The organism is Megalodesulfovibrio gigas DSM 1382 = ATCC 19364, from assembly GCF_000468495.1.
GTDB classification, from domain to species: Bacteria; Desulfobacterota; Desulfovibrionia; order Desulfovibrionales; family Desulfovibrionaceae; genus Megalodesulfovibrio; species Megalodesulfovibrio gigas.
Genome location: NC_022444.1, coordinates 2,782,021 through 2,802,378, shown reverse-complemented (window position 1 = coordinate 2,802,378; position 20,358 = coordinate 2,782,021). Strand labels below are relative to the sequence as shown.

The following is a 20,358-nucleotide window of genomic DNA, read 5'->3' as shown; positions in this document are numbered from 1 at the left end:
GACGAGCATGCGGATTCGGGCAACACAACGCGGATTTTCCCTGGTGGAAATGGTCGCTGCGCTGGTCATCCTGGGGATGGTGGCAGCTGCGGGAACCATGGGCATGGCCGAGGTCATGCGCTCATATGTCATGTCCACGGACCATTTGCGAATGGCCCAGAAAACCCAGGTGGCCCTGAGCAGAATGTATGTGGAATTGCAGCATCTGGCGGAAGTCACTGCCGGCACGCAAACCAGCATCACCTATCGGCCCCGGTTCAAGTTCGCCGATGGCGTGCTGAATCCCGTGACCCTGACGTACACCAACGACAACCTGCTGCTCGATGGTGATGTTCTGCTGGATAATGTGCTTGGCTTCACCCTCCGCTATTGCACCACCAGCGATACGACGTGCAATCCGACATCGAGCTTCAACAACGCCACAACGGAAGTCATAGAAGTGGAAGTGACTGTGGGCGGGGCGGATACCGGTGGGGGGAGCGGAAGAAGCCAAAGAACCTTCACCACCCGCATTCAGCCCGTCATTTTCCATTTCTCCTAGCCGCTTCGCAATCAGGAGCACTTCTTATGTACGTCGCCACTTCCATTTCATGTCCAGGGGGCCAGCCATCTCCTGCGTCCAAGACTGCCTGCCGGACTGCGCACGGCACCATGCAGGGCTTCTCGCTGGTGTATGTCACCATCATCATCACCGTGGTGGCCGCCGTTGCGGCGGCCATGGTGTCCATCACCTCCACCACGCAGTTTAGTCAGCTGCGCGAGCATTACATCATGCAGGCCCGCTACGTCGCCATGGCAGGCCTGGCTTATCTGAACACCGTGCCCACGAATCACCGAAGCCTGAAGGACCAGATCTTCGAGGTGCATGACGACCAGGGCAACCTCATCGGGCAGTACACCTTCACCTCCGTGCAGCGGCTCACCAGCCTCAAGGTGCAGGCCGGCATTCTCGGCGTTGCCGCCCCGGGCACAGCCCGCGAGGCGACCTATTACATGGAGGGCGAGGCCCAGGAGGATTCTTCCGCTATTGCCAGCTCCGTGCAGGAAGACTTCGAGGATTTCACAGTCATCAATTCGGATCCCACCAAGCAGGGCACGAAAAAGGTCGATGGCAAGGACGACATCTCCTACAGCAGCCGGGCGCGTCGTGGCTCGGCGTCGGAGTCGGAATACGGCGGCTCCGACGGCAAGGAAGTGACGCCTGGCGAGGTGGACGGCCCCAACGCCTTCAGCGTGGGCGCGGGCGAGTTCAACAACTTCGGCATCGCCACCTTCACCGGCAGTCGTAACTTCAAGTACAATACCTGCGTGGAGGGCGAGTGCGACTTCAAGCTCGGCATGCGCTTCTTCATGACCGTCTGGTATGAACAAAACGATGCCGACGGGCTGGTCATCACCCTGTTCAACGGCGACAACAACGACAAGTACGCCGTGGGTGGGAACTCGAAATGGGGCGAAATGATCGCCTATGCCGGAGACTCGCGGGTGTATTCCGGATCGACCCTGACCAGATTTGTCGATCCTGGAGCCGACGGCATCCAGGCGCCCAAGCTGGGGGTGGAAATCGACAACTACGGCAACGAAGGGAAAAGGATCTGCGGGTACTCCAACAACCAGTCCAAGTCGCAATATTGGTATCGTAAAACAGAGCCAACAGGGGCCAGCCGCTACGACTATGGCGGCGGCTCTGGCCCGGGCGCCTTTGACCATATCGCGTTCGTCGGCTGGGGATTGGATCTGCCCTGGGGCTGCGCCTGGTACAAGGCAGAAAGCACCAGCGCGTATTCCGCGTCCACAGGCGGGAAATACTCCAACGCTGCCGGCTCCTCCACCTATGACGACAACCAGCACACCCGCGAAAGCTGGATGTGGAACCCTCTGCAGTACCATAATCCTGTCGCCAACCGCGACAATGAAGTGACCATGCGCACGTCGTCTGTCCGGCGGGTGGCGCAGACGTTTTATCTGGAGGAGCCGCTGCGTCCTGCCCAGGCACACATCTACCTGCGCACCCCGGCCGGCACGAAAATTGGCAAGAACCTGAAGGCATATATCTACGCCACCACGACATCCGGGTCCGGCCGTGTGCCCACGGGCGGGTATCTGGCCGAAAGCACTGCCAATACTGACACCGTCACCGACCGCATCCTGCCCACGGACGGCACCACCTCCTCCAGCACCAAGGAATGCATCTACACCGATGGCACTGCGGTGTTCGTCGGCTTCAACTTTACCGGCACCTGGAGCACCAGCAAATCCGACTTGCTGACGCCGGGGTGGTACGCCCTGGTGCTGGAATATGGCACCAGCAACTCAGACAGCAACCTGCGCGTGCAGGTGGATAGCACCGCGCCGACGCATCCCGGCAACTTCGCCACGTACAACGGGTCCAACTGGAGTACGGACTCCTCCAGGGACATGATTTTCTACGTCCTCTTCGATCCGCCCAATTTTCAGCGGGCGGGCAAGCTGGCCAACAATACGTCGAGGACCTATGAGTCCGCCGTCTTCCCCGTCATCACTGACAGTGCCAATCCCACCAGCTATGACAACGGGGCGGAGGTCATGGGCAACTCCACAAACTGGAAGCTGTTTAAGCAGAACCTCGCCATCCGTATGGAAGTGCACCGCGGCAAGGCAGACTTTGAGGCGGACGTCTATGACCCTGACGCAACGGTGACCGACGGCACCCATGGCGACGCCTCCAATCCCTACCATCCGTATCGGATGATCGTCTGGGTGCGGCGATGCGACAACCCGTCAACCGCCGACAAGGCCAACTACTGCCCAAAGTACATCAACTCGTACTTCGCGGATACGTCCGGGGACTTGGATACCGATAAGAACCCGCCAGCCCTGGAACGCACCTTTTATCTGAGTACAGCGGACCACAACAAGTTCGACACCTTCCTGCTCGGGATCACCCAGGCCACGGGCGGCGCCACGCAGGAGGCCAACTTCAGCAATATCATCATGCAGTTCCGCGCACCGAAGGATATTCCCATCGATGAACGCGCCTGTGCGGAATGCAACGACTTTGACGACTGAGGACAGACGAGCCTTCCCCCCGGCGGGAGCCTGACGCACAGGCTCCCGCCACTCCCGCCAGGGCAGGGAGATGCGGAATTATTGCGGCCCTGGCGCCAGCCGCACCAGGCGGAACCCCACGCCGCAGTGTACATAGCCGGGCACCGCGCCGCGGCGGTTGGAGCAGCGTTCGCCCTTAAGCACACGCATGGCGGCAGGATCTTCCACGGCCGGGGGCTGGCCGTCGGCGGTGTAGTACTCGTCCACCCATTCGTCGGGCGCGTCGAGCAGGCCTCGGAGCGCCTCGGCACGGCCCGATCCACCGGCAGCCTGCTGGCGGCAGGCCGTCTCCCACTGGGCCTCGCTGGGCAGGGCAAAGGACTGGGTGCCGTTATGCAGCCCGTTCAGGGCGCGGGCAAAGGCGGCGGCTTCAAGCCAGGGCACCCAGGTGACGGGCAGCGTTTCTCCCTGGGCATCGATGCAGTGCTGGGGCGGCATGCCGGTCACGGCGGTCCATTGGGCCTGGGTGATCTCGCGCGTGGCCATCCAGAAGCCCTCGGGGCAGGCCTGGCGGCGGGGCTCGTCGCCGTAGTGCTTGGCAAAGAACCGCTCAGGCACCGAGGCGCGCAGGGCCGCTTCTTCCGCAGGCGTCATGCCCATCTCGAAACAGCCGCCCGGGATCCAGACAAACGCAATGCCGCTCAGGGGGTCCGTCCAGGTGACGGGCTGTGCGCCGGCGGCAACTGCCGGAGGTGTCTGGGACATGATGCATGCGGCAAACAGGAATGCAAGCAGTTTCATTATCATGTTTGAACACCACTCCTGAAACGATGCGCTTCTGTGTTGATGCAGGCACAACACGGAAAGCAGGTGGATGGATGGATATTGCAACAACGTATGCCGGTGCGGCAGGCGCACCGCTGCAGAGTGCGTGCGTTTTTGTAATGTTGATTAAAGAAATTTCATCCTTGTTGACAATGATGCAGCAGGAGAAGTAGATTCGTCAAGTGCTGTTCCGCACGATTCGGGCAGCCGGAGTGTCCCTGGCGGCGCTGCCCAGGCGAGGAGTGTTTCATGGTCCGTACATCGTTCACTGGTTTCATGCAGCGTGCCGTCCCGGCGGGGCGGTGGTGGCTGCTGGTGCTGGCCCTGGCCCTGGCCGGGGTGGCGGGGCATGCGCCCTGGGCATGCGCCAAGCTCATCGATCTGGATCCTGACTATTTCGGAACCCGCGAATTCGGCGTGGATGAGCGCGGCTATTTCCGGGGCGTGATCCTGAATGTTTCCACCCATGTACTCGCCGGGGTGCAGGTGGAAATCGTGGCCCAGAAGCGGGAAGGCGGCGAGATGTGGCGCCGCACCATCAGTCTGCCGCCCCTCAAGCCCACCCAGCGTGCCCTTCTGGAGGTATTTGTGGGCCTGCAGGATGGCCAGCCGGCGTCATACGACGTCACCTATCGGATGGACGATACCGTGGGGAAGAATCCTGTGGCGCCGACCACCACCACGCAGCGCAAAAAAATCGGCTTCAACCTTGCCGGACTCGGGGATTTTCGAAGCGCCTTTTTGGAACTGACCCCGGGAAGCAAGACGATTGCCCTGGAGTATCAAGGGGAAGACGTGGCCGTGGTGCTGCTGCTGCCGCAGGACGGTTCGGCGGAGCTGCCGTTGTTCGAGCTGCAGGGGCCGGACAACGCCACAACGCAACTCGTCCTCGAAACTGGCGGGCAGTATGCCTTTTATGTGGACGGCGAGGGTGCATGGTCCATTCAGTGGAAGGACGAACCCCCGGCCCAGGCGCCGGGCGCGCCGCAAGCGCAGGAGTCCTCCCCCTCTGCGCCAGCGGCCCCCCTTCCGACCGCGGCCCCTCGGGCCCGGCAACAACAGCTTATCGTGGAATAACGTCTCCCCCCCATGTTCTCTTGCACGCATGTCTTGTTGCAGGGGCGCTGCCGCTGCCTGCTGCCCGTGGCGGCGGTGGCGTCTCTCCTGCTAGGCTGGGTCCCCGCTGCAGCCGCCTTCACCGCTACGGCAAAGGCGGCCGGCATGTATGGCGAAAACGTCTCCTCGGCCCCCAGGGGCATGGATTGCGCCGGCGTGCATGCCAAACTGGCGCGCCAGGGCGAGACGGTGTCGGCGCAATTGCTGGCCCGGTTTGGCATGGAACTGCTGATCGAAGGCGGCAAGCAGGGCGCTCCGGCGCGGCTGGATGTGGAACTCTCGCATCCACCGGTGCAGCAGCCTGGCCATGCCGAGCCTGTCCGCAGCCGGAAGTGGGAAGTGCCGGCCTGTGTCGGGGTGCCGGTGTTGGTGGCCTGGACCTTTCTGGCCGATTGGGAACTTGCGCCCGGGGACTGGACCTTTGATGTCTCGCACCAGGGAAAGGCGTTGCTTTCCAAGACGTTCAAGGTGGTTGAAGAGACGATGCCCGAACCGGAGGCGCAGCTTTCCATCTCTCTGACGCCCAAGGTTCCTGCGGCTGCTGCCGGCAATGCGACTGGCAACGCGACTGGCAACGCGAGTGGCGGTGCAATCACTCCGGAAGCCGGGATGGCCGCCTTGGCCCTGTTGCGCGGCATTGAGCCCGGCGTGGCTGCCATGGTTCTGGACGAGGCCGAGGCCAAGGCCCTTGCCGGCCGCAGCACGGCTGCCGGTCTGCCCGCCGTGGTGAAGCCGGTGTTGCGTTCCACCGGGATGTGGCATGCCGTGGTGGTGTGGGATTTTGCCCAGCCGTCGGCGGATCAGGGCAGTGAGCGTGCAGGGCCGGCGGGCGAGGCCCTGGCCGTCCAGTTGGGCAGCTATCGGGAGCATGCCGAGGCGGTGGCCTATGCCGATTCCCTTGCGCAGTACGGCATCCAGGTGTTCATCGAATCCTTGCAGGGCGATGCAGGCGTGCTGCACACGGTGCGCGTGGGGCCGTTCGACGCCACGCGTTCGGGCCGGGATCAGGCTGTGCGGACCATGGACAAACTGCGTGCTCGCGGGGTGCGGCTGCCGTTGCTCACCCGCACGCCCGAGCCGGTGGAGCACGTGGTTTGGAAAGAACCCCAGGCCCCGCCGCCGCCGGCTCCTGCGGAACCGCTGCTCTCCATGGAAGAGACCAAGAGCCGGTTGAATGCCTTGATGGAGATGGCCAGGACCGACGAAGTGCTGGAGCAGATCGGTTCGCGTCGGCACGCGCAGGACAACGCCACCGACGAAGCGCCGGAAGCCGAGCAGCCGGACGAGGTGGCTCCCGGCGTGGAGCGCCGGCCTCGCATTACGCCGGCGGTGGAGGAATTTGCCAAGACTGCCTCGCGCGGTGTGGTCGGACAGGTGCAGGTGCAGATAGGGCCGTTCAAGAAGCGGGCCGAGGCCGAGGCGTTTCGGCGTCTGGTGACGAGCAAGGAACGCCCGGCCGTGGTGACCGACGTGCCGGCCCACGGCGTTGCCGTGCAGGTGGGCGACTTCGCCAATGCCCAGGCGGCCTCGGCGGCAGGAGCGGACTGGATTGCCCGGCACGCTCCGGAGGCCGGGCTGTCCGCCATGGTGGTCAAGGAAGAAGGGCGCTCGCGCAGCGCCGGTGCCGCATCCCCAGGAAAGCCGGCCGCATCCCCGGCCGGTACCCGCTTTGTGTTGCAACTGGCTTCCACGGCATCAAAGGATGAGGCGGAGCGTCAGTGCGCAGTCTGGGCGGCCAAGGGGCTGGATGCGCGCAGGGTGGAGCTGCCCGGCGCGCTGGGCCGGGTGCATGCCGTGCGGGTAGGGGACTATGCCACGTTGCCGGCGGCCAAGGCCGCAGCCCAGGCGATCCATGAGGCGCACGGCGTGTTGCCAATGGTGGTGGAGGAGGCGCCGGGCGGGCCATAAGGCACGTTGTCTTTGAAAGGAGTGCTCGGGGGAGACCCTTTCCGAAGAAAGGTTCTTCCCCCGAACCCCTTTCCAAAGACTGTTATCGTGATTCCAAGGTGCTCGTAACGTTTTGGGAAGGGGAGAGTGCGAGAGGGGAGAGGCCATTGCAAAAAGGTTTCCCCTCTCGCAATATCATTTTTCAAGAGTAAAATGCTCTGGCGGCGGCCCTGCACGGGCCGTCAGGCGGGCAGGCAGCGTTTGATGGTGGCGGCCAGGTCGTCAATGTTCAGCGGCTTCTGTATGACGTGCGTGGCGCCGAACATGCTGGCCAGTTCCAGATTGCAGCCCGGGGAAAGATGCACCGCCCCGCCGGAGATGGCGATGATGGGCAGTTCCGGGGCCTGGCCGCGCAGGGCCTTGATGAACTGCAGGCCTTCCATTTCGGGCATCAGGATGTCTGTCACCACCACATCCACCTTGCCGGCGGCAAAGCGCGCCAGACCTTCCTTGCCGTTTGCGGCCTCCAGGGTGACAAAGCCTTCGCCAGTGAGAGATTCCACAAGCATGGCGCGTACATGCGGATCATCCTCCACCAGCAGGACGATGGGTTGATGGTGTTGCGTGGTCATGGCGTGTACCTCGTTGCTTGATGAAATCAAAGGCTGTATGTTGTGGCATGTATTCCATTTCCACATCAAAAACAATGGGGTATTGGGATGAAGCCGGAATGAAAAACGTCTTTGGAAAGGGGATTCGGGGGAAGCGCCTTTTTGCAGAAAGGCGTTCCCCCGATGGCTCTTTTCAACAGTAAGCTGCCTTAGGTTTTTGCACCGAGCAGATCGGCGATGGTCTTCAGCAGCAGGTTGATATCCACAGGTTTTTTGAAGGTTTTCATGGCGCCCAGGGCATCGGCCGTGCCCAGCAGATATTCCCCGCGCACATTGGCGCTGCCTCCGGAAATGGCGATGATCTTCGCCTGGGGAAAGTCCCGGCGCAGGCTGTGGATGGTCTCCACTCCGTCCTGCTCGGGCATGATGATATCCGTGATGACCAGATCCGCCGGGGAAGCCTTGTACGCGGCAATGGCCTCGCGGCCGTTGGCGGCCTCCACCACCTCGTACCCTTCCTGACGCAGGGTTTCTGAAAGCATGCTACGGACTTGCGGATCGTCTTCGACGAGCAGCAGCTTGATCATGTCGCCTCCTGAAGGTGGCCCGGCGCCTGGTCCTCGGGGGGTCCTCCTGGGGATTTGTGGGGGACTCCTGGGGGATTCAGGCGGTGCCCGCGCAGGCAAGGTCCTGTCGCCTGGTCCGGGGGGGCAGCATCGCAACCATCATCATGTCATACACGCATTCGGCCACGTTGGTCCAGCACATGTCGTATGGTCTGGGCCAGTTGCTCTTCCACCACCGGCTTCATGATGAACTCCGCCACGCCTGCTGCCTCGGCTGATTCCCTGGTGACGGATTCGGAATATCCCGTCAGCAGAATGACGGGTTTGTCCGGATGCATGGCCAGCACCTGGGTGGCCAGCTCCAGGCCGGTCATGTGCGGCATGGTTTGATCGGTGATCACCAGTTCGAATTTGGTCGGGGTTTGTCGGTATTGTTCCAGGGCCTTGAGGGGGTCTGTGGCGCCGGTGACGGTGTAGCCCAGCTGGGAGAGCATTTCCCCGGCCATCTGCACCAGAAGTGCTTCGTCGTCCACAAACAGTATATGTTCCTTGCCGGTGGGGGAAATGCGGCACAGCCGTTCTTCCTGGTCGGAATCCTGATACAGACGCGGCAGCCGCACCGTGAAGAGCGTGCCTTTGCCCATGGCAGTATCCACGGCCACGCTGCCGCCATGATTTTTGACGATGCCGTGGACCACAGACAGGCCCATGCCCGTGCCTTCGCCAGGGGCCTTGGTGGTGAAGAAGGGGTCGTAAATCTGTTCGAGGATGTCCGGGGGAATGCCGTGCCCGGTGTCTCGCACGCCCAGTTCCAGGTAGTCGCCGGGGGGCAGTTCCACCACGCCCCGGGCCTGCTGGGGGGAGAGGGACACATGCACCAGGGAGATGGTGAGGGTGCCGCCGCGCTCGCGCATGGCGTGGCCGGCATTGGTGCACAGGTTCATGATCACCTGATGAATCTGCGTGGGATCGCCGAGGATGGTATCCGTGGATTCGTCCACGCCGGGACTGATATCCTGCACAATGTCGATGGTGGCGGGCAGGGTGGCCCGGAGCATCTTGGTGATCTCCTTGAACAGGGAGAGCAGATGCACGGGCTTTTTCTCCTGCTCGGTCTGGCGGGAGAAGGTGAGGATTTGCCGCACCAGGTCCGAGGCGCGCATGCCGGCGGATTGGATTTGCTGCAGGTATTCGAACGTCTTCGAGTTCTCATCCACCTGCCGCAGTGCAAGGCGCACAAAGCCGAGGATGGCGAAGATCATGTTGTTGAAATCATGCGCAATGCCGCCGGCCAGGGTGCCCAGGGCCTGCATTTTTTGCGCCTGGCGGAAGTGGCGTTCCAGCTTGGCGCGCTCGTTTTCCGCCTCCTTGCGTTCGGTGATGTCCACCGCCACGCCCAGGAGCTGATCCTTGCCCCGCAGGGGCAGCTTGGTGGTGGAGAACCACCGCCGCACGCCCGAGGCAGAGGTAAGGGTTCGCTGGGGAATGAACAGGGGCTGCTGGGAGTCCAGCACCTCTTCATCTTCCAGCTGCATGATGGAAATCTCGTCGTCGTCGGGGCTGAAGCCGCCGCCAGTTCTGCCGACAAGGGCGGCCGGGGTGGTGGCGTACAGGTCTGCCAGGGCCTTGTTCACCAAAAGGAAACGTCCCTCTCGGTTCTTGACGAAAATGAGGGAGGGCACGGTGTCGATAATTTGCCGCAGGAACACCCGCTGTTCGTTGAGTTGCTCTTCGGCCAGGGTGCGCTGGGTCACGTCCAGCACGCTCACCAGCACCTTGCCCAGGGTGTCTTCATAGCCTGGGGCCACATTGAGGTGGATGACGACGTGTTTGCGCTCTCCCTGCAGGGTCAGGTGGGTGGTTTCGGCGGAAAAAGACCGCTGGCCCTGGGCCAGGGCCACCAGTTCGTCGCGGAAGCGTTCGAAGGCTTCGGGGGTGAAGATGGTGCCGAGCCCGTCCAGGAGCTCTTCCTTGCGCGACGCGCCGAACAGCTCCAGGGTGGCCTTGTTCACGTCCAGCAGGCCCACCAACCCGGCGCAATGGACCACGTCTTCCGGGTGGTCACGGAACCAGGCGGCCATGTCTGTCACGCCCTGGCGGGTCAGGTGATCGAAATGTTCCTTGATGAGGGAGAAATCCTCTTCCCACAAGGAGATGGGCGAATCTTCGAACAGGCTGCGGTAGCGCCGTTCGCTTTCCATCAGCGCTTCCTGGGCTTTTTTGCGCCGGGTGATGTTGCGGCCCACGGCCTGGTATTCCGTCAGGCGTTGGGCGGCATCGTAAATGGCGCGGTGGGTCCAGTGCTGCCAGTGGATCTCGCGGTTGTCCATGATGACGCGATGTTCAAAGGACGTGACGGGATTTTCCGGCGAAAGGCCCATGATGTGCTGCTGGATGACGACCAGATCCTCCCGGGGAATGTGCGGGATGTAGTTTTTATTGATGAGATCCTGCCGGTTCTTGTTGAAGAATCGGGCGTAGGCCTCGTTGACGTAGGAGAGCTTGCCGTCCGGCAGGTAGCGGCAGATGAGTTCGGTCTGGTCTTCCAGGATGGCGCGGTAACGAGCCTCGGAGTCCCGCAGGGCCAGGATGGCCTTTTCGCTGTCCGTGATGTCCCGGGTGTAAATGGCCACCCGGACCACCTGGGTCAGGGGGTCAATGTACGGGTGCATGCGGTGGCCGTAGGTGACGCCGCGATGACTGTCCTTGAATTGGAGGGGCTTTTTGGTCTCCACCGCCTCGTTGAGCCAGCGCCGGCGGTTGGGGACAAGCTCTTCGGCCATGAATTCAAAGATGGAGCGGCCCAGGAGGGTATCCGGCGTCTTGCCAAGGCGGTGGGCGCCCACTTCGTTGATGGCCAGCACCGTGCCCAAGGGGTCGAGCACCATGACGGACTCGGCAGCCGCATTGAGCATGGCCCGATTCATGGCCCGCTGTTCGGCCAATTCTTCGCGCAGGCGCACCACCACCTCGCCCGTCTGCTCCAGTTCGGCCACGCGGCGTCGTAGCTGCGCCAGTTCTTCATCTGCTCCGGGCAGGGGGTCGGCATGTGGCTCTGGCATCACGGAGGGAGACTCCTGGAAGGGCGTTGCCCGTATTGGGGATTCAGGCAGCAGGCATATATATCCCCAATGCAGCTCAAGAAGTCAATCCCGAAAGGAGGGTGGCGCGGCCTTGGGCCAATGGCGCCGCTTTACCTTGGCAAGGAACTTGAGTAGGCAATCAAAGAGATATGCTTGCGTGTGAGAGGGAGCCCGGCTCATGGCGGATTTGATGGTGGACATTCCCAGGCGGGATGGCGGCGGCGCCAGCGAACTTCCAAAGAACGGCGGGAAGGGCCGTCTTAAAGGAGTCTTCTCCACCACGCTCAAGGGCGTAGTGGGCTTTGGTCACACCAAAAAGCGAACGTCGCAAGCTGTTCACGTGTATGTGGAGGAGCTGGAGGACGGGCGCTTCTCCGTGCAGCCCCTCAACAGCAACTTCATCCCCTCCGGCGCCATTCAGTGCCTGAGCCGCGAAGAACTGCTGAACAGCTACATCCCCGAACCCGCGCTGTACACGGAACAGGTGGCCCCGGCCCTGAACAGCCTGGCCGGCACCATTGCCCGGGGGGAGCAGCACTATCAGAAAGGCGAAACCTTCAGCGCCGAGTTCGAGTTCAAGAATGCCCTGCGGGTGGATGAGGAAAACATCCGCGCCACCTTCGGACTGGGGCTGACCTACCTGGAACGCGGCGACCGCGACAAGGGCGCCCTGGTGTTCAAGCGACTGGCCAAACTCAATCATCCGTTCCAGGAACAGCACAAACACCTGTTCAACGAGTTCGGCATCCAGCTCAGGAAAAACAAGCTCTACCTCCAGGCCCTTAAACATTATGCCCGGGCGTACAAGCTGTGCAAGACCGACGAGCATTTATTGTATAATATTGCAAGAACGTTATACGAAAAAGGAAGCCTGCGCGGGTGCGTGCATTTTTGCCGCAAAGCCATTGCACTGAAGCGTAATTTTGTTGAGGCCAGGGACCTGCTTGAAATCGCCAAGAGAAGGCGATACCGTGAACGCGAAATACAGATTGATTTTTAACATACTTACATTGCGTTGACACCCATGCACCACATGACCACGGACAATTCGCAGATGTTTCACGACGCCTTTGGCCGGTATTTGCTGGAGAAGGGCCTCATCACCCAGGAGGATCTCAAGCAGGCCTATGCGTATGTTTTTCAGCGAAATCAGCGAGTTGGGCAATTTGCCATCCAGAAGGAGCTGCTCACCGCGGAGCAGGTGAGTTCGCTGGTGGCCTTGCAGCGCCATTCCCGGAAATTTATCGGCGAGCTGGCCGTGGAGCAGGGCCTGCTTACGAGATCCGCGCTGGACGACCTGCTCTTCAGCCAGACTGTGCATTCCGCCACCATCGGCGAGGCCTTGCTGGCAGCCGGCGTCATCACGTCAGAGCAGTTCGCCAGTGCCATGCAGGAGCACTTGTGGCTGGAGACGGAGAAACTGCGCGTGTTGTGGGATTCGCTGGCCTCGTTGCCGGAAAGCGAGATTCTGCCTGTGGTGGCTCGCGCCCTGGAGCTGGCCTTTTTGCGCTTCACCGGGCAGCTGGTCAAGGTGGAAAGTCTGTACTCGCTGAATGAAGATGACGACTTCGGGGTCTGCTGGACCTTGTGCTTCAAACTGCGCGGCGCAGACTGGATGGAGTGCGCCCTGTTCATTTCTCCCCAGCTCGTAGAGCGCGTGCAGGCCAATGCCCATCTGTTGTGCTCCCAGGAAGGCAGCGACTGCTGCAGCGTCTTCATGGACATCGTGGCGCGCTACCTGTGCCAGGAGCTGGAAGCGCGGGGCATCCCCGTGGAATCCTGGAAGGTGCATGCCCGCTCAGAGGACAAGATTCCCCCGCGGCGCGCTGCCGGTCTTTCCCTCACTGCAGACGTGTCCGGCACGTGCGAAGACGTGTTGCGGCAGGCCCGGCTCAAGGTGTTGGTAACGCTTTCGTGCAGCCAGTGCCCCTGTCTGTGAGGCAGATGGGGCGGATCTCCCGCCGTCAGTTTTCCCAGCCGCCCGTGGGCATCGGGCGCCACCGCACGGACGTGACTGCATGACGGACGTGAGCACATGACACGCCAACAAGCCCCCGGCGGCATCGCCGGTGTCTATAAGGGCACCCGCGCCATCGTCATCGGCACGGGCACCACCAAGCGCAAGTCCGCTGTGGCGATGCTCTTTTATGCCGAGCAGACCAGCGAGCAGGAAGTTGCCATCCAGCCGCTCAACAGCTCCTTTCTGCCCCTGGCTCCTGCGGAGATGCTGCCACTGGATGAGTTTCTGGCCAAGTTCACCCCGGAGCCGGAAATTTTTGAGAAAAAGACGCTGCCAGCCATCAAGGCCTTGCGCAAGACCCTGGCCCGGGCCGAGCGGCTGCGCGGACAGGGCGAGACGTACTCGGCGGAATACGAGTTCAACAATGCCCTGAACATGGACGATACCAACGCCCGCGCCAACTTCGGCCTGGGGCTGACCTATCTGGATCGCGGCGATACCGATCAGGCCGAAAAAGTCCTCAAGCGCCTGATGCGGTTGGAAGAAGCCTATACCAAAGAAAACAAGTACCTGTTTAATGAATTCGGCATCAAGCTGCGCAAGAGCGGCATGCTGGATCAGGCCTTGGCCTATTACGGCCGCGCCCTGACCTTGGCCGCCACGGATGAGCACCTGTTCTACAACATCGCCCGCGTGCTCTACGAAAAGCGCGACTACGCCAGGGCCCTGGAGTTCGCCGGCCGGGCCCTGCGGCTCAATCCCCAGCTTAAGGTCGCTGCGCAGCTGGTGGCTGTCATCCGCAAGCAGGCCACCGCACCGGGCGTCTCTCCCGAGGATGTCTCCCATCTGGATGAGTGATTCTGCCAGCAGGCGCACGCGCCCGTGTGTGCACGCCGCGCCCCGTTCCCCTCACTCCGTCTGCATCAGGGTTTCCTTCCACCGGGCAAAGGCCGTGCGGCTGCGTTCGGCATACAGCAGCTTGCGTCTTGCCTTGGGCGCCTTGCGGCCCAGGGCCGGCGTGAGGCCGAAATGCACGTTGGAGGGTTGGAACGATTTGGCCGGCGTGGCCAGATGGACGGCCAGCGCACCCAGCATGCATTCGGGCGGCGCGGCAGGCAGCGATTTTCCGGCAAGGGCCGCCGCCACGGCCAGGGCCGTCAGATGGCCGTGGCCCATGGATTCCACATAGCCCTCCACCCCGGAAATCTGCCCCGCCAGATGCACCCCCGGCCGGGCCAGCAGGGAGAAGTCCGGCCCCAGCACTGCCGGCGCGTTGACGAAGGTATTGCGGTGCATGCTGCCCAGGCGCAGAAATTCCGCCTGCTCCAGGCCGGGAATCATGCGAAAGACGCGCTCCTGTTCGGGATAGGCGAGCTTGGTCTGGAATCCCACCAGATTGCAGGAGGACTTGTCCAGCGTCTCGGGCCGCAGCTGCACCACGGCAAAGGGCTCCTTGCCGGTGCGCGGGTCTGGCAGGCCCACGGGCTTCATGGGGCCATGGGCCAGGGTCAGGGGCCCCCGGGCAGCCATGGTCTCGATGGGCAGGCAGCCTTCGAAGTGCTTTTCTTCCTCAAACTCCCGGCACGGCACCACCCGCGCGCCCTGGAGGGCCTCCAGAAAGGCGTGGTACTGGGCTTCGTCCAGGGGGCAGTTGCAGTAGTCTTTTTCTTCGGGATTATAGCGGGAGGCCCACCAGGCCACGTCCATGTTCACGCTGTCCATGGCTACGATGGGGGCGATGGCGTCGTAGAAGAACAGGTGCTCGGCGCCGGTCGTCCGGGCCAGATCCGCGGAAAGCGTTTCCGCCGTCAGGGGACCGGTGGCCAGGATCACCCGGCCGCCGGCCAGAAGCGCGTCGGCCAGCAGTGGATCCTCCAGCGATGAAATTTCCTGCCGCACCAGCGTGATCAAGGGTTCCGCCTCGATGCGGGACGTGATATGGTCGGAAAAGAGTGCCCTGTCCACAGCCAGGGCCTTGCCTGCGGGCACGCGGGTGGCGTCTGCGGCAGCCATGAGGGGACTGCCCAGGGCGCGCAGCTCTTCCTTGAGCAGGCCCACGGCCATGTCTGGCGTGTCGGCGCGCAGGGAGTTGGAGCAGACCAGTTCGGCCAGGCGCGTGTCGTGATGCGCCGGGGAAAGGCGATGCGGCTTCATCTCCACCAGGGTGGAGGCGATACCTAACGAGGCCAGCACCAGCGCACATTCACAGCCGGCCAATCCGCCGCCGACGATGATGACGGGAACGGTGGGATTGGCAGGAACGACGGAAGCAAGCAGAGGGGATGTCTTCATGATTTCCATGGCAATCGGTATAGCCGCCGGCCTGGCTGCGGCGCTGGGGTTCTGGCGACTGTCCAGGGGCACGGCGTGGTGCTCGCCCTGACTGGTGTTATACGGCGGGGCCGGTGTCGGCTCCCTGGCATATTTCCTGGCGAAAGTGATCCTGGATCAAGGGTGAGACGCGGCGCATGGCCACGCGACTTCCACGGCTGACGTACCTTTCAGATAATCCGAACAAATCCGGCGTCCCCGCCGGCACTGCTCCGGAGGAGACCCCGATGGCAACACCCAAGCAGCAACGGCAGACCTTTGACCCCCAGCGGGCCTTCGCCTGGTCCAGCGGCCTCTATGACGACGACAGCGTGGAGGGCCTGAAAAAGGACGTCATCCGGCATGTCGTTTCCAGCCTGGGCAGCGACTACGCCAGCAAAAGCGCCTACAATTACTACAACGCCCTGGCCCTGGCCGTGCGGGACCGGCTCATCGACAACTGGATCAAGACGCAGCGCAGCTATTACGACGAAAAAGCCAAGCGGGTCTACTACCTTTCCCTGGAGTACCTGCCCGGCAAGTCCCTCATGAACAACCTCCATTGTCTGGGCATCTACGAAACCGCCCGCAAGGCCATGAGCGACCTGGGCTTCTCCCTGGAAGATCTGGCCGAGCAGGAGTGGGATGCCGGCCTGGGCAACGGCGGCCTCGGTCGTCTGGCTTCCTGCTTTCTGGATTCCATGGCCACCTTGGGCATTCCGGGGTACGGCTACGGCATCCGCTATGATTACGGCATCTTCCATCAGGTGATCGAGGACGGCAAGCAGGTGGAGCAGGCGGACAACTGGATGCGCGTGGGCAACCCATGGGCCTACGAGCGCGGCCAGCATCTCTTCCCCGTGCGCTTCTTCGGCGAGGTGAAGAACTGGACCGATGAATACGGCCGCCTGCGCCACACCTGGACCGCCGGCGACACCGTGCTGGCCATGCCGTGCGATATGCTGGTGCCCGGCTGGGACAATCACCACGTGATCAACATGCGGCTGTGGTCCGCCCGGTCCGACGTGGAGTTCGATCTGGACTTCTTCAATACCGGCAACTACCTGGGTGCGGTGGAAGAAAAGATTTTCGACGAGAAGATCTCCAAGGTGCTGTACCCGTCCGACCAGATCGAGGAAGGCCGCGAACTGCGGCTCAAGCAGCAGTATTTCTTCGTCACCGCCACCATCCAGGATATCCTGCGCCGCTTCCGCAAAAAGCATCAGGACATGACCGAGCTGCCCCAGAGCGTGGCCATCCAGCTCAATGACACGCACCCGGCCATCGCCATTGCCGAGCTGATGCGCATCCTGCTGGATGAGGATCTGCTGGACTGGGAAGTTGCCTGGGACATCTGCGTGAGCACCTTTGCCTACACCAACCACACCATCCTGCCCGAGGCCCTGGAAACCTGGCCCGTGAGCCTGCTGGAGCGCATGCTGCCGCGGCACATGCAGATTATCTACGAGATCAATGCCCGCTTTCTGCGCGAGGTGGAGCGCGTGGCCCGCAGCGAGGATTGCGGCCAGCTGTGCCATCGGGATCTGGATCATCTCAAGCAGCGCGTGTCCCTCATCCAGGAGCGGCCCATCAAGAGCGTGCGCATGGCGCATCTGGCCATCATCGGCTCGCACTCGGTCAACGGCGTGGCTGCCCTGCACACGGAGCTGCTCAAGGCCCGGGTCTTCGACGACTTCCAGCGTCTCTACCCGCAAAAAATCAACAACAAAACCAACGGTGTCACTCCGCGGCGGTGGTTGTGGTCGGCCAATCAGCCCCTGTCCCGGCTCATTGCCTCGCACATCGGCACAGGGTTTGTGCGCAATCTGGATGAGCTGACGCAGCTGGAGCCCCTGGCCGCAGACCCGGCCTTCCGGGAGGCCTGGCGCGCCGCCAAGCTGGAGAACAAGCAGCGCCTGCAGGCGTACATCAAGCGCAAGCTCATGCGCGAGCTGCATACCGAGCATCTCTTCGACGTGCATATCAAGCGCATCCATGAGTACAAGCGCCAGGTGCTGAACCTGCTGCACGTCGTCACCGCATACAACCGCCTGCGTCACGGCCAGGCGGCGGACTTCACGCCGCGCACGGTCTTTTTTGGCGGCAAGGCGGCGCCCTCGTACTTCATGGCCAAGCGCATCATCCATGCCATCAATGCCGTGGCCGCCACGGTGAATGCGGATTCGCGCGTGAACGACAAGCTGCAGGTGGTCTACCTGCCCAACTACTGCGTTTCCCAGGCCGAACGCGTCATTCCGGCCACGGAGCTGTCGGAGCAGATTTCCACCGCCGGCATGGAGGCCTCGGGCACCGGGAACATGAAGTTCGCCCTGAACGGCGCGCTGACCATCGGCACCTGGGACGGCGCCACCATCGAGATGGCCCAGGCCATCGGGCCGGAGCTGCTGTTTATCTTTGGCATGCGCGAGGATGAGCTCGTCTCCCTGCGGCAGCACGGCTACAACCCCATGCTCTATTACCACGGCGACGAGGAGCTGCGCGAAGCCCTGGACATGCTGCGCAGCGATGCCTTCTCCCCCGGGCAGCATGGCCTGTTTGCCCCGCTGGTGGACAACCTGCTCCACGGCGGCGACCGCTTCTTTGTCCTGGCGGACTACCGCCAGTATCTGGGCGCCCAGCAAGACGTGGGCCGGCTGTACCTGGACCAGGAAGAATGGACCCGGCGCTCCATCCTGAACGCGGCGCGCATGGGCTTCTTTTCCAGCGACCGCGCAATCTCTCAGTATGCCAGGGAAATCTGGGACGTGGCACCCATGGCGGGGCTGCAGAACGGCAAGGGCGCCTGATTTGTCCAGGCTCGACACGATGCAGTTTCCAGGCTACAAGACGCAGGCCTGAGGCCGGAACGGCGGGACGACCCGCCGTTCTTGCATTTTGTTCGGGGGACGACCCCCGCAAGCCTCGCCGGGAGAATACGCCATGGCCTGGGGCTGGTTGCTGCTTGCCGCCGTGTGTGAAGTGGCATGGGCTGTCGGATTGAAATGGACGGACGGATTTTCCAAGGCCGGCCCCACGGTGTGTGTGGTGGCGGCCATGGTCGCCAGCATGCTCTTTCTGGGCCTGGCGGCAAAAACCCTGCCCCTGAGCGTGGCCTATCCCATCTGGACGGGGGTGGGCGTGCTGGGCGTGAGCCTGTTCGGCATGCTCCTGCTCCAGGAGCCGGCCAGCGTCGGCAAGGTGCTGTGCATCCTGCTCATCTGCGCCGGCGCGGCAGGGCTCAAGCTGTTGGAAACGTAAATCTCCCGTGTCGGGACAGGATGTTGGCAGTGCTGTGAACGTGTTTTTTCATCGGCTTCGCATGGTGCCCGTGCAGGGTGTGGCAACGCTTGCGCTGGCCTGTGGGCTGCCCGTGGCGCTGGTGCTGCAGTGCCTGGATCTTTCGAGCCATCTGGACAGATTGACCACCACCATGCTTGCCGCCCGGCCCTGGCTGGGGATGCTGCACCATGCCGGCCTGGGGTTTGGCGTGGTCGCCGTGGTGCTGCTGCTGGTACGCTGCCGGCGCGGGATCGGCTGGCTGCTGGCCCTGCGCAGTTGGCGGCCGGTCCTGTGGGGGATGTTCGGGGCATGCGCCGCCGTGGGACTCGCCAGTTGGACCTATGCCGCCGTGGTGTATGGCGATCTGGGCATGACCAACCTCGTCTTCGACAGCCTCCTGCTCATTGCCTGGGGCGTGTGGGGAATGGCGCTGGCGATGGGGACGGCCTGGCTGACCCGCCATCCCCGGCTTTCGCGCCCGGAACAGGCCCTGGGCTGGACGCTTGGCCTGCTGCTGATCGTGGAAGCTGCCTGCACCGTGGTGGATGCCAATCACTTCACCATGGCCTTTGTCTACACCACCGAGGACCAGCGCGAATTCGCCATGTATCGCGAGGCCCTGCGCGGCGAGATGTTCGGCTATCCCTTCAATTCCCAAGGCTATTACGACAAGGAATTCCGGCCTGCGCAGCCGGGTGACTGCGTGGTGGCCTGGATTGCGGATTCCTTTGGCGTGGGTGTGGTGCCATACCCCTGGAATGTGGCCACCGTGGCGGAGGACCGCCTGCGCGAAGCCTGGCAGGGGACGTGCAACAATACGGAAGTCCTGAATTTTTCCGTGCCGCAGATGGGCATGAAGGGCTACGTGCAGGTGGCCGAGCACGAGGCCGCACCGTACAAGCCGGACTTCACCGTCTTGTGCGTGTACACCTGCAACGACATCACGGTGTCCGATTCCACCATCCGAAACCATGGCTACGTGCAGAACTGGCGGCTCACGCAGTTTTTCCTGCGGCAGTTTCGGCCGTATGTCCGGCCGGCGCCGTTCTTCTCCCTGCCATTCACGCGGGATCCTGCGCTGCCGCAACGCATTGACGACATGCTGGATGCCCCATTGCCCGCGCCTGAGCACCTGTTTGATCCGGCCAAGGAAAAACCGACCTTCAGCGAGGAGGTGCACCACGCCCGGCTGGTGCATCGGCTGCGGTATCTGGAGCCGGAAAAGCCCTCCATGCGCACACAGTACCGGTTGTTTTTCCAGGCGCTGGACCATTTTCGGGAGGTGGTCGGCACGCCCATGCTCCTGGTGATCGAGCCGGACGAGCTGCAGGTGGACGACGCCGTGTGGGACTCCCTGATGCAGGGCCGCAATCCGGCGCGCTACGTGCGCGACCTGCCCCAGCAACGCATTCTGGAGTATTGCCGCAACACTGGGTTGCCCGTGGTGGATCTGTTGCCCGTGCTGCGGGAGGCGCAGCGCACCCACGGCCGGGTGTACCACCGGCAAGATACGCATTGGAACGCCCTGGGCAACCGGGTGGCTGGGGAGGAGGTGGCCCGGGCCATTGCCGCCCAGTACGTCCCGGGAGCGGGAAAGATGCTTCCGCAGCCGTAGTTCAGGTTGCCAGGTTTCCGTGTTTTTGGCTAGATAGGCGCAGGCCGTGCGGGATGCCGGCCGTTGCGGTGCACGTCGG

General features: G+C 62.7%; 16 protein-coding genes. 11 read left to right on the top strand and 5 right to left on the bottom strand.

What is annotated here, in order from left to right; translation table 11 throughout:
- Positions 1-7 precede the first annotated feature (7 nt).
- Together DGI_RS12290 and DGI_RS12285 are read left to right on the top strand one after the other, a co-directional pair.
- Complete coding sequence (locus DGI_RS12290) at positions 8-541, top strand: PulJ/GspJ family protein (protein WP_021761413.1); 534 nt, start codon at positions 8-10, stop codon at positions 539-541.
- Between the two features lie 26 nt (positions 542-567).
- The gene (locus tag DGI_RS12285; RefSeq protein WP_027192922.1) at positions 568-3,048 is read left to right on the top strand and encodes a hypothetical protein; all 2,481 of its coding nucleotides are present in this window, start codon (positions 568-570) and stop codon (positions 3,046-3,048) included.
- Positions 3,049-3,126: 78 nt separating this feature from the next.
- On the opposite strand, the gene DGI_RS12280 is transcribed toward DGI_RS12285, so the two are convergent.
- Positions 3,127-3,792, bottom strand: a complete 666-nt coding sequence (locus DGI_RS12280; RefSeq protein ID WP_158407332.1) for a formylglycine-generating enzyme family protein — start codon at positions 3,790-3,792, stop codon at positions 3,127-3,129.
- Between the two features lie 44 nt (positions 3,793-3,836).
- Here DGI_RS12280 and DGI_RS18480 point away from each other — a divergent pair, with 44 nt between their 5' ends.
- The 3 genes from DGI_RS18480 to DGI_RS12270 all read left to right on the top strand — a co-directional run bounded on the left by DGI_RS18480 (position 3,837) and on the right by DGI_RS12270 (position 6,876).
- Positions 3,837-4,025, top strand: coding sequence for a hypothetical protein (locus tag DGI_RS18480; RefSeq protein ID WP_144284188.1), 189 nt, complete (start codon positions 3,837-3,839; stop codon positions 4,023-4,025).
- A gap of 76 nt (positions 4,026-4,101) precedes the next feature.
- Positions 4,102-4,929 carry a hypothetical protein gene (locus DGI_RS12275; RefSeq protein WP_021761410.1) on the top strand — a complete coding sequence of 276 codons (828 nt, stop codon included), beginning with the start codon at positions 4,102-4,104 and terminating at the stop codon, positions 4,927-4,929.
- A 12-nt stretch (positions 4,930-4,941) separates the two neighbouring features.
- On the top strand, positions 4,942-6,876 hold the full coding sequence (locus tag DGI_RS12270) for a DUF3859 domain-containing protein (RefSeq protein WP_081696760.1): 1,935 nt from the start codon (positions 4,942-4,944) through the stop codon (positions 6,874-6,876).
- Between the two features lie 221 nt (positions 6,877-7,097).
- Here the strand turns inward: DGI_RS12270 and DGI_RS12265 are convergent, their stop codons facing one another.
- The 3 genes from DGI_RS12265 to DGI_RS17380 form a co-directional block, all read right to left on the bottom strand.
- Entirely contained in the window at positions 7,098-7,487 is a 390-nt protein-coding gene (locus DGI_RS12265; RefSeq protein ID WP_021761408.1) for a response regulator, read from the bottom strand.
- 188 nt (positions 7,488-7,675) lie between these two features.
- Positions 7,676-8,053, bottom strand: a complete 378-nt coding sequence (locus DGI_RS12260; protein ID WP_021761407.1) for a response regulator — start codon at positions 8,051-8,053, stop codon at positions 7,676-7,678.
- Between the two features lie 146 nt (positions 8,054-8,199).
- A complete protein-coding gene (locus tag DGI_RS17380; protein ID WP_051286332.1) occupies positions 8,200-11,094 on the bottom strand; it encodes a hybrid sensor histidine kinase/response regulator in 2,895 nt (964 codons plus the stop codon).
- Positions 11,095-11,293: 199 nt separating this feature from the next.
- Between DGI_RS17380 and DGI_RS12250 the strand changes: the two genes are divergently transcribed.
- From DGI_RS12250 to DGI_RS12240, 3 genes are all read left to right on the top strand, one after another.
- Complete coding sequence (locus DGI_RS12250) at positions 11,294-12,115, top strand: tetratricopeptide repeat protein (protein ID WP_144284187.1); 822 nt, start codon at positions 11,294-11,296, stop codon at positions 12,113-12,115.
- 33 nt (positions 12,116-12,148) lie between these two features.
- A complete protein-coding gene (locus DGI_RS12245) occupies positions 12,149-13,054 on the top strand; it encodes a hypothetical protein (RefSeq protein WP_027192918.1) in 906 nt (301 codons plus the stop codon).
- Between the two features lie 96 nt (positions 13,055-13,150).
- Positions 13,151-13,933 carry a tetratricopeptide repeat protein gene (locus tag DGI_RS12240; RefSeq protein ID WP_021761403.1) on the top strand — a complete coding sequence of 261 codons (783 nt, stop codon included), beginning with the start codon at positions 13,151-13,153 and terminating at the stop codon, positions 13,931-13,933.
- 51 nt (positions 13,934-13,984) lie between these two features.
- Here DGI_RS12240 and trmFO read toward each other — a convergent pair whose 3' ends face one another.
- A complete protein-coding gene (trmFO, locus tag DGI_RS12235) occupies positions 13,985-15,367 on the bottom strand; it encodes a methylenetetrahydrofolate--tRNA-(uracil(54)-C(5))-methyltransferase (FADH(2)-oxidizing) TrmFO (protein WP_051286347.1) in 1,383 nt (460 codons plus the stop codon).
- 266 nt (positions 15,368-15,633) lie between these two features.
- On the opposite strand from trmFO, the gene DGI_RS12230 reads away from it, so the two are divergent.
- From DGI_RS12230 to DGI_RS12220, 3 genes are all read left to right on the top strand, one after another.
- Positions 15,634-18,192 (top strand): glycogen/starch/alpha-glucan phosphorylase, encoded by a 2,559-nt coding sequence (locus tag DGI_RS12230; protein WP_081696758.1) that lies wholly within the window; start codon positions 15,634-15,636, stop codon positions 18,190-18,192.
- Between the two features lie 133 nt (positions 18,193-18,325).
- Entirely contained in the window at positions 18,326-18,643 is a 318-nt protein-coding gene (locus tag DGI_RS12225) for a DMT family transporter (protein ID WP_021761400.1), read from the top strand.
- 34 nt (positions 18,644-18,677) lie between these two features.
- Entirely contained in the window at positions 18,678-20,279 is a 1,602-nt protein-coding gene (locus DGI_RS12220; protein ID WP_027192916.1) for an alginate O-acetyltransferase AlgX-related protein, read from the top strand.
- Positions 20,280-20,358: the final 79 nt, after the last annotated feature.

Excerpts from the sequence above, each read along its gene's own strand:
- DGI_RS12290 (WP_021761413.1), top strand. The coding sequence starts at position 8 with ATGCGGATTCGGGCAACACAACGCGGATTTTCCCTGGTGGAAATGGTC.
- DGI_RS12285 (WP_027192922.1), top strand. The coding sequence starts at position 568 with ATGTACGTCGCCACTTCCATTTCATGTCCAGGGGGCCAGCCATCTCCT.
- DGI_RS12280 (WP_158407332.1), bottom strand. The coding sequence starts at position 3,792 with ATGTCCCAGACACCTCCGGCAGTTGCCGCCGGCGCACAGCCCGTCACC.
- DGI_RS12275 (WP_021761410.1), top strand. The coding sequence starts at position 4,102 with ATGGTCCGTACATCGTTCACTGGTTTCATGCAGCGTGCCGTCCCGGCG.
- DGI_RS12270 (WP_081696760.1), top strand. The coding sequence starts at position 4,942 with ATGTTCTCTTGCACGCATGTCTTGTTGCAGGGGCGCTGCCGCTGCCTG.
- DGI_RS12265 (WP_021761408.1), bottom strand. The coding sequence starts at position 7,487 with ATGACCACGCAACACCATCAACCCATCGTCCTGCTGGTGGAGGATGAT.
- DGI_RS12260 (WP_021761407.1), bottom strand. The coding sequence starts at position 8,053 with ATGATCAAGCTGCTGCTCGTCGAAGACGATCCGCAAGTCCGTAGCATG.
- DGI_RS17380 (WP_051286332.1), bottom strand. The coding sequence starts at position 11,094 with ATGCCAGAGCCACATGCCGACCCCCTGCCCGGAGCAGATGAAGAACTG.
- DGI_RS12250 (WP_144284187.1), top strand. The coding sequence starts at position 11,294 with ATGGCGGATTTGATGGTGGACATTCCCAGGCGGGATGGCGGCGGCGCC.
- DGI_RS12245 (WP_027192918.1), top strand. The coding sequence starts at position 12,149 with ATGACCACGGACAATTCGCAGATGTTTCACGACGCCTTTGGCCGGTAT.
- DGI_RS12240 (WP_021761403.1), top strand. The coding sequence starts at position 13,151 with ATGACACGCCAACAAGCCCCCGGCGGCATCGCCGGTGTCTATAAGGGC.
- trmFO (WP_051286347.1), bottom strand. The coding sequence starts at position 15,367 with ATGAAGACATCCCCTCTGCTTGCTTCCGTCGTTCCTGCCAATCCCACC.
- DGI_RS12230 (WP_081696758.1), top strand. The coding sequence starts at position 15,634 with ATGGCAACACCCAAGCAGCAACGGCAGACCTTTGACCCCCAGCGGGCC.
- DGI_RS12225 (WP_021761400.1), top strand. The coding sequence starts at position 18,326 with ATGGCCTGGGGCTGGTTGCTGCTTGCCGCCGTGTGTGAAGTGGCATGG.